The following is a 12,810-nucleotide window of genomic DNA, read 5'->3' on the forward strand; positions in this document are numbered from 1 at the left end:
ACTTAAAATCCTGCGGTGAGTGATCACCGTACCGGTTCGATTCCGGTCCTCGGCATTACAAATATGCGCCCATAGCTCAACTGGATAGAGTGTTTGACTACGGATCAAAAGGTTAGGGGTTCGACTCCTCTTGGGCGCGTTAGAACAACGGGAAGTAGCTCAGCTTGGTAGAGCACTTGGTTTGGGACCAAGGGGTCGCAGGTTCGAATCCTGTCTTCCCGATAATGAAATAAATCAACACGGGGCCTTAGCTCAGCTGGGAGAGCGCCTGCTTTGCACGCAGGAGGTCAGCGGTTCGATCCCGCTAGGCTCCATTTCATTTAAATAATGAATATCTTTTTCGCGGTGTAGCTCAGCTGGCTAGAGCGTCCGGTTCATACCCGGGAGGTCGGGGGTTCGATCCCCTCCGCCGCGATTTTTAAGAGCCTGGACCTTTAGCTCAGTTGGTTAGAGCAGACGGCTCATAACCGTCCGGTCGTAGGTTCGAGTCCTACAAGGTCCATAGTGGCGTTGTAAGTTTCATATTGGAGGATTACCCAAGTCCGGCTGAAGGGAACGGTCTTGAAAACCGTCAGGCGGGTAAAACCGTGCAAGGGTTCGAATCCCTTATCCTCCTTTTACTATTATCGCGGGATGGAGCAGTCTGGTAGCTCGTCGGGCTCATAACCCGAAGGTCGTAGGTTCAAATCCTGCTCCCGCAATTGACTTTATAAAATAAAGTCACAATTAAAAAACTAAAATCATGGTTTGGTAGTTCAGTTGGTTAGAATGCCTGCCTGTCACGCAGGAGGTCGCGGGTTCGAGTCCCGTCCAGACCGCCATGCGGGTGTAGTTTAGTGGTAAAACCACAGCCTTCCAAGCTGTTGTCGCGAGTTCGATTCTCGTCACCCGCTTTTAGTTTTTTATGGGCCTATAGCTCAGCTGGTTAGAGCGCACGCCTGATAAGCGTGAGGTCGATGGTTCGAGTCCATTTAGGCCCATTAGTACAAAATCTTATTGGTTTTGGGGAAGTACTCAAGTGGCTGAAGAGGCGCCCCTGCTAAGGGTGTAGGTCGGGAAACCGGCGCGAGGGTTCAAATCCCTCCTTCTCCGTTTCAATATTTTTACCTGGCCCGTTGGTCAAGCGGTTAAGACACCGCCCTTTCACGGCGGTAACACGGGTTCGAATCCCGTACGGGTCATGATACAGTTTCATATTGGAGGATTACCCAAGTCCGGCTGAAGGGAACGGTCTTGAAAACCGTCAGGCGGGTAAAACCGTGCAAGGGTTCGAATCCCTTATCCTCCTTTTACTATTATCGCGGGATGGAGCAGTCTGGTAGCTCGTCGGGCTCATAACCCGAAGGTCGTAGGTTCAAATCCTGCTCCCGCAATTAAAAACTAAAAACACTGGTTCCGTGGTGTAGGGGTTAACATGCCTGCCTGTCACGCAGGAGATCGCGGGTTCGATTCCCGTCGGAACCGTTTGGCTCGGTAGCTCAGTTGGTAGAGCAATGGATTGAAGCTCCATGTGTCGGCAGTTCGATTCTGTCCCGCGCCATACTGCGGGTGTAGTTTAGTGGTAAAACCACAGCCTTCCAAGCTGTTGTCGCGAGTTCGATTCTCGTCACCCGCTTTTAGTTTTTTTATGGGCCTATAGCTCAGCTGGTTAGAGCGCACGCCTGATAAGCGTGAGGTCGATGGTTCGAGTCCATTTAGGCCCATTAGTTTCATCCTGGCCCGTTGGTCAAGCGGTTAAGACACCGCCCTTTCACGGCGGTAACACGGGTTCGAATCCCGTACGGGTCATTTAAAGATACTTTTTCAAGTATCTTTTTCTTTTTGTCCGAATGAATGATTTCAAAAGGCTTAGCAGAGTTATCTTACTGGATAGTTGTGCTAAGTCTTTTTAGGTCGTGTTGATTTGTTCTGATTGTTTGGAAGGATAAAGTGAGACGAGCAGAGTATAAAAGAAGACGCTAAATAAATTAGTGTTGTTTTGAATTAAGTCGTAAAAGGGAGAAGTTTCGTATTGAGGTCGAGAGGTTGGGACAGAAGTGTTTAACTCCGAGAAATAAGAAGGAGTTGCTTCTGCTCCCACCGTTTATCCGTTTTTAAAGAATGAGACAAAAGTGTTTCTTACTTCTGTCCCAGCCTCGTTTTTGAAATTTCCGAGAGACCTGATTTTTGGACGCCGTTTATTCGAGAGTCTGTAGCAAAACTGAATTTTAGATTTATTCCACACTCGTTGGCATTTCTACTTTTAAGAGTAACAACATCAAATATTATAGAATCTAAAAGAAAATCAGGTGTTTTTCTATCTGGACTGTTTAGTGAGGAGCGGGCGTTTTTATAAAAAAACTATTCCTATCATAACAGTGATTTACAGCTGTGGATTGAAGCACGCTGTAAATTCCAATAGTATCAAAGTTAGCATGTAAGAAGCGTTTTATATGAAATGAAAATCATTTTTTTATTTAAAAGCGACAAAAAAACGAGCAGAAATCTATTTTATCTGCTATACTGGGTTCGTTGCAAGTTCCCGAGAGGATCCGTACGATACGGAGATGCCTTGTAACCGAATTTAACTAGGGGGAATCACTTATGGGAGAAAGACATTTATTTACCTCAGAATCTGTTTCTGAAGGACATCCAGATAAAATTGCTGACCAAATCAGCGATGCCATCTTGGATGCAATCTTGGCACAAGACCCAACAGCAAGAGTTGCATGTGAAACATCTGTAACGACTGGTCTTGTATTAGTATTTGGAGAAATTTCTACAACAGCTTATGTAGATATCCAAAAGGTTGTTCGCCAAACGATCAAGGAAATTGGTTATACACGTGCCAAATTCGGATTTGATGGAGATACGGTAGCTGTATTAGCTGCAATCGATGAACAATCTCCTGATATTGCTCAAGGTGTGGATGAAGCACTAGAAATCCGAGATGAAGATAAAAAAGACGTATTAGATGAAATCGGTGCAGGTGACCAAGGGTTGATGTTTGGTTTCGCGGTTGATGAAACACCAGAATTGATGCCTTTACCAATCGCATTGAGTCACCGTTTAGTCCGTCGCTTAGCAGATTTGCGTAAATCAAATGAATTGACTTATTTACGCCCAGATGCAAAATCACAAGTAACAGTAGAATATGATGATAATGGACAACCAGAACGTGTTGATACGATCGTTATTTCTACTCAACATGATGACGCAATCGATAATGAAACAATTCATCGTGATGTCATCGAAAAAGTAATAAAAGAAGTTATTCCAGCTGAATTACTAGATGATAAAACAAAATACTATATCAATCCTACTGGCCGTTTCGTGATTGGCGGACCTCAAGGTGATGCTGGTCTAACAGGCAGAAAAATCATCGTTGATACTTATGGCGGCTATGCACGTCATGGTGGTGGTGCCTTTTCTGGTAAAGATGCAACAAAAGTTGACCGTTCAGCAAGTTATGCCGCACGCTATATTGCTAAAAATATCGTAGCAGCTGGTCTTGCACATAAAGTAGAAGTTCAACTCGCTTATGCGATCGGTGTTGCACAACCTGTCTCTATTTCAATCAATACTTTTGGTACTTCTACAGTTCCAGAAGAAGACTTGATTGCAGCGGTTAGAGAAAACTTTGATCTACGACCAGCAGGTATCATCGAAATGCTTGACTTACGTCGCCCAATCTACCGCCAAACAGCAGCTTATGGTCACTTTGGCCGTACAGATGTTGATCTGCCTTGGGAACATACTGACAAAGTAGATGCATTAAAAGCAAGTTTAGGTAAGTAGAGTTTTGTTGCTGGAATGATTGCCTTTAGGGCGATTGTTCCAGTTTTTTTATGGTAAAAATCAACTGTAAACTAGCGATTACTTTTAGCTGGTATTTTCTGATAAATTATTTAGCTTATTTTTTTTGGCTCAAAATGATTCTTGTAAAAATAAAAAGGAGGAATAAGATGAAAAGAGAAACAAATGTCAAACTCGTAACGATCAGTGTGTTTATCGCGACTTTTATGACAGCAATCGAGGGAACGATCGTTACAACGGCGATGCCTACGATTGTGGGTTCACTTCATGGAATGGAAATCATGAACTGGGTATTTTCTATTTATTTACTGACAAATGCGATGCTGACACCTATCTATGGAAAGTTAGCTGACAAAATTGGACGTAAACCGATTTTTATTTTTGGTACGCTATTATTTATTATCGGTTCACTATTTTGCGGTCTTTCTCAAACAATGATTGGTTTGATTGTAGCTCGAGCTGTTCAGGGAATGGGGGCAGGAGCGATGATGCCTGTTGCATTAACGATCATCGGTGATCTGTATTCAATCGAAAAAAGAGCAAAGGTATTAGGACTCAACAGTTCAGCTTGGGGGATCGCTAGTGTGTTTGGACCGTTAGCGGGTGGATTTATTGTTGAAACGATCAGCTGGCACTGGATCTTTTTTATCAATGTTCCGATTGGGCTCTTATTGATGATCTTGATTTGGTTGTACTTGAATGAACCGAAAGTACAACATGAATCAAAACCAATGGATCTTTTTGGTAGTTTTAGTTTGATGGCGATGCTAGTTGCCTTGTTATTAGGATTTCAATTGTTGGGAGATCAAGGGTTTACGCCTGTAGTAATCAGTCTGCTTGTAGGGAGTGTGGCTTTACTAGGACTGTTCATCTTTGCAGAAAAAAGAGCAAAAGACCCTGTTATCATGTTGCATCTGTTTTCTAACCCGCTATTTGTAGTCGTGAATTTAGCTGCTGCTTTAGCCAGTGGATTTTTGATGGGAATCGATGTATATATCCCAATGTGGATGCAAGGGGTATTAGGATTGAATGCCGCAGTGGGCGGATTAGTATTGGCTCCACTTTCACTTGTTTGGATGGTTGGTTCTTTCTTAGTAAGTAAATGGATGACACAAATGGCAACAAATTGGGTCTTACGGATCGGCTTGTTTATTGCGGCTGTCGGGGGCGCATGGCTTTGGTTGATGCCATTTCACAGTAATTTTCTATGGTTTTTTGCTATTTCAACAGTTATTGGTGTGGGGTTAGGGATAACGATGACGACCTCAACAGTTAGTGCGCAAAATAGTGTACCACGAGAACAGTTAGGTGTTGCTACATCATTTAATACATTGGTTCGAACAATTGGTCAAACAGTAATGGTGGCGATATTCGGGTTATTGATCAACGGCATTACACAAAGCGAACTAGCAGCAAGGAATCTAACGGATGATCCAGATATCATGAACAAGCTTGTTAATCCGCAAACAGCGAAAGAAATCGAAGCGGGATTGCTTACACCATTACGTGGAATATTGTATGATGGGTTACATCAAGTTTATTTTGTAGGATTGCTCTTAGTAGTACTTGCTTTTGCCTTAACGTTTTTTGTTCGAGATAAAAGTGATAGAATAAGAGAGTATTGAAATGAGACAGTGAAAGAACTATTGGCGTAAGGTAATCATGTAATTATATTGAAGAGAGAAACACTCGCATAGGAAACAAGATTACATTCACAGCCTTAGAAAGGAAGTTTCAACATGGCGTTTATTCAAGCAAATATTTATTCGAATGTCTTAGAGATGGAGGTCAATCTAAATGTGATCCTTCCGCAAAAGACAAAAAAAGTGATCGGTACGAGTTCAGAACAGGAAACAATGGATGTGCCAGTTTTATACCTTCTTCATGGAATGGGAGGAAATCACAGTGTCTGGGAACGAAGAACGTCGATAGAAAGATATGTAGCAGACCATGGCTTAGCAGTCATCATGCCTTCTACTGATCTTGGCTGGTACACAGATACGGCTTATGACATGAATTATTGGACATTTATAGCAGAAGAACTTCCTGAAATCTGTCATGAGTTATTTCCACAGTTGACGACAAAAAGAGAAAAAACGTATGCTGCTGGGTTATCAATGGGTGGTTACGGTGCATTGAAACTTGGCTTAGCAAAACCGGAAAATTTTGCTGCAATCATTTCTCTATCTGGAGCAATCTCTGTTGGAAACCGTATGGATGATCTTTTAATGGTCCGTAAAGCAAAATTCTGGGAAGGCATTTTTGGTCCATTAGAACAAATCAAAGGTTCTGTTAATGATCCTCAGTATCTGTTGGAACAATTAGTAAAAAGTGGAAAAAACGCACCTCGTATGTATCTAGCTTGCGGCGAGTCTGATTTTCTGTATGATGTCAATCAGGAAATGGTGGATTCAATGAAACAAAATGGCATTGGTGTCACTTTTGAACATGGACCAGGAGACCACAATTGGATTTTCTGGGATCACTGGATCCAACGGGCCCTTGACTGGCTTTTTGAAGAAGATAAAAATTAATTGAAACGGCTGACTTCGGGTTGCCAAAGGCTTAATTTTGGCACCGTTTATGGTCAGTCGTTTGTTATCTTATAATTGAATTTGAGCGTTGGAAAATGAGAGTCGTATGTAGTGAAGTGTTTACTTCGTTACACATGGCTTTGTTTTTTGTAGTCATTTTAAATGAACGATATCTATTTGCTTTCCTGATGATTTATGGTATATTCCTCTACGCAAACAATACAAAAAATAGAAATAATTTTATGAGGTGAATTTTTTGGAAGAAACGAAGTATTGTAAAGAGTCAATGGTGATCCAGACGCATCGGATTTTTCCTTTTGATCTGAACCCGTTTGGTTTTTTGTTTGGGGGAAAGCTGATGACGATGATCGATGATGCTGCATCAATTTCAGTGACGAGGCATTGTCGAAGAGGAGCAGTTACGGCTTCTTTAGATAGCTTGAATTTTTTGAAACCATTACATGAAAATCATTCCGTATGTGTGGAATCCTATGTATCTGGTACGCACCACAAATCAATGGAAGTTTTCGTCAAAATTATTGGTGAGAATCTGACAACAGGCGAACGTTATCTTGCGGCCACGTGCTTCACTACCTTTGTCGCAGTTCCTTCTCACATGAATGAAGAAGTGGAATTCACTGTTCCTAAAGTCCTTCCCAGCAGTACGGAAGAAGCAATGGTTTGTTCAGGGTATGAAAAAAGAAGAAGTCAGAGGTTACATGAACGAGACGAGTATAAAGAATTTGCCAAGCGATTGTCGCTGGAGCTTCCTTGGAACGAGTCAGAAAAAGAAAGCTAGAGGTAGAAAAATTTTTCATTTGAATGAGAAAAGCAATTGTTTTAAAGGAGGAGAGACCCTTGGGCTTTTATCAGTCTTTACAGTTAGACCCGATTATTTTGAAACAAAAGATAAATGAGGTGAAAACAAAGAAAGAAAAAAGAAGATGGCTGGCTTCATTAATCAGCCGTTCCTGCTTGATTGTGGCTTTTGCGGTCCTGATGATCTCTGTTGTCACGGCGATATTTGGTATAGAAGCAAAGGCGGAGGCTGTCGTATTCTTTTGTATGCTGTTAAGTCTGCGATTTGTTGATTTTGGTTACACTATCACGCATTCTATCTGGGGCTTAGCTGGTGTGATGGGAGCTTTTTTTATTTTACCTGACATACAGTGGATTCCTTCGGCTATGCTTCGTTTAGTTGTGTATTTTGGACTGTTGACGATCATTTTGCTGGTAACTGCTAGTGAGCCGAAAATGGGAAATGCAGGATTATATGGCTTTGCTTACATCTTTATTGTGTATTCTATCTGGGGAGAAAAATTAGCCCCGCAGCAATGGCTCAATCGAAGTATCCTGTTTCTTCTCTTTTTTGGGATATTTGCAGCGATATTATACAAAAAACATCGAACAAAAAACAAAACGACTTCATTTTTAGCTGTATGGAGAAATGGAAAAAGACGACAACTAGTGTGGCTATTTAGTTATTCTCTAAGTATTTCTATTTTGATTGTGCTAAGTCGCTATAGTTCTTTTCAGCGTTTCATGTGGATTGGATTTGCTTTTTCTTCTTTATATTCCAGTTATGGATTTTTAGGAATCACTTTCAAAGAGCGGGCAATTGATCGAATCCTTGGAACTATATTAGGGAGCACCTTGTTTATAGTCGCAAGTTCCTTGTTACCAAGCGGTTTACTGAGTCTTAGCGGCGGGTTTATATTGGGCTTCTGTTCGACTTATCGCTATAAGACAGTTTTTAACTGCTTTGGGGCATTGACTGTCGCAAGTAGTTTGTTTGGATTAACAGAAGCAACAATGATGAGAGTAATAGATAACATGATTGGTGTGGGAGTGGCACTCTTATTCATCTGGCTTACTCAATGGTATAGTAAAAAAATGGAGTGGTATAAAAACAGAAGAGAACATTCACTTCTTGAATGATAAAAAGAACTCTTGATAAAACGCAATGCTTGAATGATTTCGAGCTGCGATTTTATCGAGGATTCTTTTTTAGTGAGTCAAAAAGTGTGGGAGAGGGATGACATAGCTTAACCTTTGAAGTTAACGTGTTTCAATCCTTCAATATATATAGAAATACTTGAAAGGAAAAGCTGTTTTTCACTCTCCGCGTGTTGATGTGCAGTGATACTGGCTTTTAGGCCAGTTAATTCATTTTCTTCGACATAATTTTTCATTGTCAGGATCGCGTTTTTTAGGGAAGGGTTGCCTGCAATGATTTTTTGACGAAGCTGTTGTTCATGTTGATGGTCCATCAGCTGGCCAATCAAAAGATTATGGAGAGAGGAAACAGCTTGCCGACTTTGGGTGACCGAAAAGCCCGCTTGCATAAGGGTTTGGATCATCATTTCTAAATGTTCTAATCGACTAGAGTAGGCTGGAATGGTATTGATCTCAAGTTCAGTACCGCAAGGGAACGTAGTGTAAAGATCATAGTAATTTTCCATAAATTGAAAAAGTCGTTCTTCCCAAGATAGCTGGATAGCAGGAATAACAAGCTGATCTTCCATGGATTCTGCCATTTTTTGCAGTAATTCTTGTTTATTTTTAAAGTACCAGTAAATTGCAGGTGCTTTGACATTTGCTTTAAACGCTAGATTACGCATGGATAATTTTGAAAGTTCCTGTGTTTCTGCCAGAATCGCAAAGGCAGTTTGGATAATTATTTCTTGAGAAAGCTTTGTTTCCAATTTAATCAACCTCTTGTATTGCATTATTTTTTTATACATGGTAAATTGTTAGTCGGTCTAATTTTACAGTGTTAAATAAGGCCTGTCAATTTTGAAAAAAAGGGGTGTAACGACCAATGAACTTAATTTTAAGACATGCAAAAAAATATAAGAGTGCTGTCTTCATTTCATTGTTGTCTGTGGCTATCATGGTCGCTGCCACACTTTGGCAACCAAAACTGCTGCAGCAAGTACTTGAAGCAATCATTACAGAAGATAACGACGAAATGAAAACAATCGGGGTCTATTTGATCAGTTTGGCTTTGTTAGGTCTAGCGGCTGGGGTGACGAATACGATTTTTTCTGCAAAGGTTGCCCAAGGTGTCAGTGCAGACATCCGTGAAGAAGCTTTCCGAAAAATCCAAACCTTTTCATTTGGAAATATCGAACAATTTTCTGCAGGAAACTTGGTTGTACGTTTGACCAATGATATTACGCAGATCCAGAACTTAGTCATGATCTCGTTGCAATCATTATTTAGAATCCCATTTCTATTTATTGGGGCATTTATTCTAGCAATGTTGACTATGCCACAATTATGGTGGATCATCGTAGCGTTGATCGTGGCAGTATTTTTGATCACGGCGTTATCCTTTACACGAATGGGAAAACATTTTATGATCATCCAAAAATTGATCGATAAAGTGAACAGTATCGCAAAAGAAAACCTCATGGGGATTCGAGTAGTGAAATCTTTCGTTCAAGAAGAAAACCAATTAAAGAATTTTAGTAAAGTAAGTGAAGACTTAACAAAACACAATATCATCGTAGGAACCTTATTTTCTGTGATGATTCCTTCGTTTATGTTAGCGGCCAATCTAGCAGTCGTTGGCGCAATTTTCTTTGTTAGTGATATAGCCAAAGATGATCCAACATTGATCGGTGGGATTGCTTCATTCATGAATTATCTGATGCAGATCATGATGGCGATCATCATTGGTGGAATGATGATGATGATGACGTCAAGAGCAGCAGTTTCCTTAAAACGAATCAAAGAAATTTTAGATACAGAACCAGATTTGACTTATCCAGATGTTCCAGAACAGGAATTGTCAGGCTCCGTTACGTTCGATCATGTCTCTTTCCGCTATCCTGGGGACGATGAAGATACATTAAAAGATATCAGTTTTTCGATCCAAGCAGGGGAAATGGTTGGTATCGTTGGAGCAACAGGTGCAGGTAAATCGACTTTAGCACAGTTGATCCCAAGATTATTCGACCCAACAACAGGAAAAGTCGAAGTAGGTGGTGTCGATTTACGCCAAGTAAATGAAAAAAGCTTGCGCCATACCGTTGCATTTGTCCTACAAAAAGCTATTTTATTCTCTGGTACTATCGCACAAAACTTACGTCAAGGAAAGAAAGATGCTTCGGAAAAAGATATGGAGCATGCTTCTGGCATCGCTCAAGCCAAGGAATTTATCGAAAAACTGGCTGACCGCTACGAAGCACCAGTAGAAGAACGCAGCAGTAATTTCTCTGGCGGTCAGAAACAACGGTTGTCGATTACTCGTGGAGTGATCGGTGATCCTAAGATCTTGATCTTAGATGACAGTACAAGTGCGTTAGATGCACGTTCAGAAAAATTAGTGCGAGAAGCACTCAATAAAGAATTGAAAGATACAACAACCATCGTGATTGCGCAAAAGATTGCTTCGGTTGTGAAAGCAGATCGTATCTTGGTTTTAGATGAGGGTAGACTTGTTGGTGAAGGCACACATGAAGAATTAGCTGCAACAAACCGCATCTATCAAGAGATTTTTGAAACTCAAAAAGGAACGGAGGAGTAACCATGACTGATTTGATCAAAGCAAGTAAGTTTTTCTATCATTATTTGAAACGTTATAAGGTCTCCTTTTTCTTTATCTTTGTTACAGTTATCATTGCGACGTATCTCCAGGTCAAAGCACCTCAGTATATTGGTGAAGCCTTCCAAGAATTAGCAAACTATATTGGTGCCTTGATGCAAGGGGTAGATGATAAAAGTAGTTTTCTTTCTATTATCTGGAAGCTGTTGATTTTCTATGTGTTGGCGAGTGCAGCGAATTTTATTTACAGTATCTTGTTTACACAAGTTGTTGGCAAGTCAACCAACCGCATGCGTATCGGGCTATTCAATAAGTTGGAAAAATTAACGATCCGCTTTTTTGACTCTCATCAAGATGGTGAAATTTTAAGTCGCTTTACCAGTGATTTGGATAACATCCAAAACAGTTTAAATCAAGCTTTGCTTCAAGTAATTACCAATATTGTGTTACTTTTTGGTATCTTGATCATGATGTTTCGTCAAAATGTCGAATTAGCATGGGCAACGATTGCGTCCACCCCAGTTGCTATTTTAATCGCAGTACTGGTTATTCGAAAAGCAAGAAAATACGTTGATCTACAACAAGACGAAGTCGGTAAACTGAATGGATATATGGATGAAAAAATCAGTGGACAGCGTGTGATCATCACCAATGGACTGCAAGAAGAAACGATTGACGGCTTTTTGGAACATAACGAAACTGTTCGAAAAGCAACATTCAAAGGACAAGCTTATTCTGGTTTACTCTTTCCGATGATGCAAGGAATGTCACTAGTGAATACTGCAATCGTCATTTTCTTTGGCGGTTGGTTAGCCTTGAATGGGGATCTGGAACGTTCAGTGGCTTTGGGATTAGTCGTTACATTTGTTCAATACTCCCAACAATATTACCAGCCATTGATGCAGATTTCTTCTGGTTACAGCATGATCCAATTAGCGATCACTGGAGCAAGAAGATTAAATGAAATGTTTGCTGAAAAAGATGAAGTGAAACCAGAACATGGACAACCATTTGACGGCATTGAGAAAGGGTTAGCGTTGAATCATGTAGATTTTGGTTACAGTCCTGATAAAATGGTGCTAAATGATGTATCGATCAATGTAGACAAAGGGGAAATGGTTGCCTTAGTGGGGCCAACTGGTTCAGGTAAAACGACCATCATGAATTTGCTCAATCGCTTTTACGATGTCAATAGCGGGTCAGTTACGATTGATGGGACGGATATCCGCGAATACGATCTAGATGCTTTACGTAAACATGTTGGGATCGTTTTACAAGAATCTGTCTTGTTCTCTGGAACGATTCGTGACAATATCGTATTCGGAAAACCAGATGCGACAGATGAAGAGGTCATCAATGCAGCCCAACAAGCAAATATCCATGATTTCATCATGAATTTAGATAAAGGATATGAAACGGAAGTATCTGAAGAAAATAATCTATTTAGCACGGGGCAAAAACAGTTGATCAGTATTGCTCGGACAATCATCACAAATCCCTCTTTACTGATCTTAGATGAAGCAACTAGTAACGTAGATACTGTGACAGAAGCTAGAATCCAGAAGGCAATGGACGAAGCCATCAAAGGACGGACAAGTTTTGTGATTGCTCACCGTTTGAAGACGATTTTAAATGCTGATCGAATCGTTGTATTACGAGATGGTAAAGTTATTGAAGAAGGAAATCATCATCAGTTATTAGCAGAAGACGGTTTTTACGCAGAGTTATACCACAACCAATTTGTATTTGAATAATAGAAGAAAAAACGTACGAGGGAAGATTTTGGTGATCTTTCCATCGTACGTTTTTTTATCGACAAGGTGCTGCTCATTCTTATTGTTTGATGCAGGTCATCTTTTTTCCAAACTTATCAAAGAGCTGACCTTCAGCAATAAGTCAAAAAATCTCAAAATATAGAAAGCTATTTCG

General features: G+C 40.5%; 8 protein-coding genes, 20 tRNA genes and 1 riboswitch (1 of these 29 cut by a window edge). Of the genes, 27 read left to right on the forward strand and 1 reads right to left on the reverse strand.

The window, feature by feature from the left end; genetic code table 11:
- The 25 genes from IGI47_RS02460 to IGI47_RS02580 form a co-directional block, all read left to right on the forward strand.
- Window positions 1–55: transfer RNA gene (locus IGI47_RS02460), tRNA-Leu, on the forward strand (it extends 31 nt beyond the left edge of the window).
- Window positions 56–65: 10 nt separating this feature from the next.
- A tRNA-Arg gene (locus tag IGI47_RS02465) sits at window positions 66–139 on the forward strand.
- Window positions 140–148: 9 nt separating this feature from the next.
- Window positions 149–222: transfer RNA gene (locus tag IGI47_RS02470), tRNA-Pro, on the forward strand.
- A 19-nt stretch (window positions 223–241) separates the two neighbouring features.
- Window positions 242–314: transfer RNA gene (locus tag IGI47_RS02475), tRNA-Ala, on the forward strand.
- 27 nt (window positions 315–341) lie between these two features.
- Window positions 342–415 (forward strand) — tRNA-Met (locus tag IGI47_RS02480).
- Window positions 416–428: 13 nt separating this feature from the next.
- Window positions 429–502 (forward strand) — tRNA-Ile (locus IGI47_RS02485).
- Window positions 503–526: 24 nt separating this feature from the next.
- Window positions 527–616 (forward strand) — tRNA-Ser (locus tag IGI47_RS02490).
- Between the two features lie 11 nt (window positions 617–627).
- Window positions 628–701, forward strand: a tRNA-Met gene (locus IGI47_RS02495).
- 43 nt (window positions 702–744) lie between these two features.
- Window positions 745–821 (forward strand) — tRNA-Asp (locus IGI47_RS02500).
- A 1-nt stretch (window position 822) separates the two neighbouring features.
- Window positions 823–893: transfer RNA gene (locus IGI47_RS02505), tRNA-Gly, on the forward strand.
- Between the two features lie 13 nt (window positions 894–906).
- Window positions 907–980 (forward strand) — tRNA-Ile (locus IGI47_RS02510).
- Window positions 981–1,004: 24 nt separating this feature from the next.
- Window positions 1,005–1,092: transfer RNA gene (locus tag IGI47_RS02515), tRNA-Ser, on the forward strand.
- A gap of 17 nt (window positions 1,093–1,109) precedes the next feature.
- Window positions 1,110–1,181 (forward strand) — tRNA-Glu (locus IGI47_RS02520).
- A 17-nt stretch (window positions 1,182–1,198) separates the two neighbouring features.
- Window positions 1,199–1,288: transfer RNA gene (locus tag IGI47_RS02525), tRNA-Ser, on the forward strand.
- An 11-nt stretch (window positions 1,289–1,299) separates the two neighbouring features.
- Window positions 1,300–1,373: transfer RNA gene (locus IGI47_RS02530), tRNA-Met, on the forward strand.
- Between the two features lie 18 nt (window positions 1,374–1,391).
- Window positions 1,392–1,464: transfer RNA gene (locus IGI47_RS02535), tRNA-Asp, on the forward strand.
- 3 nt (window positions 1,465–1,467) lie between these two features.
- Window positions 1,468–1,540: transfer RNA gene (locus IGI47_RS02540), tRNA-Phe, on the forward strand.
- A 4-nt stretch (window positions 1,541–1,544) separates the two neighbouring features.
- Window positions 1,545–1,615 (forward strand) — tRNA-Gly (locus tag IGI47_RS02545).
- A 14-nt stretch (window positions 1,616–1,629) separates the two neighbouring features.
- Window positions 1,630–1,703, forward strand: a tRNA-Ile gene (locus IGI47_RS02550).
- Window positions 1,704–1,716: 13 nt separating this feature from the next.
- Window positions 1,717–1,788 (forward strand) — tRNA-Glu (locus tag IGI47_RS02555).
- A gap of 718 nt (window positions 1,789–2,506) precedes the next feature.
- A riboswitch (SMK box riboswitch) is annotated at window positions 2,507–2,586 on the forward strand.
- Window positions 2,584–3,777 (forward strand): methionine adenosyltransferase, encoded by a 1,194-nt coding sequence (metK, locus tag IGI47_RS02560; RefSeq protein WP_005877990.1) that lies wholly within the window; start codon window positions 2,584–2,586, stop codon window positions 3,775–3,777. Its footprint overlaps the riboswitch before it by 3 nt.
- Before the next feature lie 167 nt (window positions 3,778–3,944).
- Window positions 3,945–5,420: an MDR family MFS transporter gene (locus IGI47_RS02565; RefSeq protein ID WP_438783225.1), complete on the forward strand. Its 1,476-nt coding sequence runs from the start codon at window positions 3,945–3,947 to the stop codon at window positions 5,418–5,420.
- Window positions 5,421–5,534: 114 nt separating this feature from the next.
- A complete protein-coding gene (locus tag IGI47_RS02570) occupies window positions 5,535–6,329 on the forward strand; it encodes an alpha/beta hydrolase (RefSeq protein ID WP_438783226.1) in 795 nt (264 codons plus the stop codon).
- Window positions 6,330–6,585: 256 nt separating this feature from the next.
- Window positions 6,586–7,128 (forward strand): acyl-CoA thioesterase, encoded by a 543-nt coding sequence (locus IGI47_RS02575; protein ID WP_311930905.1) that lies wholly within the window; start codon window positions 6,586–6,588, stop codon window positions 7,126–7,128.
- 59 nt (window positions 7,129–7,187) lie between these two features.
- Complete coding sequence (locus IGI47_RS02580) at window positions 7,188–8,267, forward strand: FUSC family protein (protein WP_438783228.1); 1,080 nt, start codon at window positions 7,188–7,190, stop codon at window positions 8,265–8,267.
- Between the two features lie 107 nt (window positions 8,268–8,374).
- Here IGI47_RS02580 and IGI47_RS02585 read toward each other — a convergent pair whose 3' ends face one another.
- Window positions 8,375–9,034 carry a TetR family transcriptional regulator gene (locus IGI47_RS02585; protein WP_438783229.1) on the reverse strand — a complete coding sequence of 220 codons (660 nt, stop codon included), beginning with the start codon at window positions 9,032–9,034 and terminating at the stop codon, window positions 8,375–8,377.
- A 116-nt stretch (window positions 9,035–9,150) separates the two neighbouring features.
- Here IGI47_RS02585 and IGI47_RS02590 point away from each other — a divergent pair, with 116 nt between their 5' ends.
- Entirely contained in the window at window positions 9,151–10,863 is a 1,713-nt protein-coding gene (locus IGI47_RS02590; protein WP_005877999.1) for an ABC transporter ATP-binding protein, read from the forward strand.
- A gap of 2 nt (window positions 10,864–10,865) precedes the next feature.
- Window positions 10,866–12,635, forward strand: coding sequence for an ABC transporter ATP-binding protein (locus IGI47_RS02595; RefSeq protein ID WP_311930901.1), 1,770 nt, complete (start codon window positions 10,866–10,868; stop codon window positions 12,633–12,635).
- The last annotated feature ends 175 nt before the right edge of the window (window positions 12,636–12,810 follow it).

It is taken from the genome of Enterococcus sp. AZ191 (assembly GCF_051713845.1).
In the GTDB taxonomy this organism is placed as follows: domain Bacteria; phylum Bacillota; class Bacilli; order Lactobacillales; family Enterococcaceae; genus Enterococcus_B; species Enterococcus_B durans.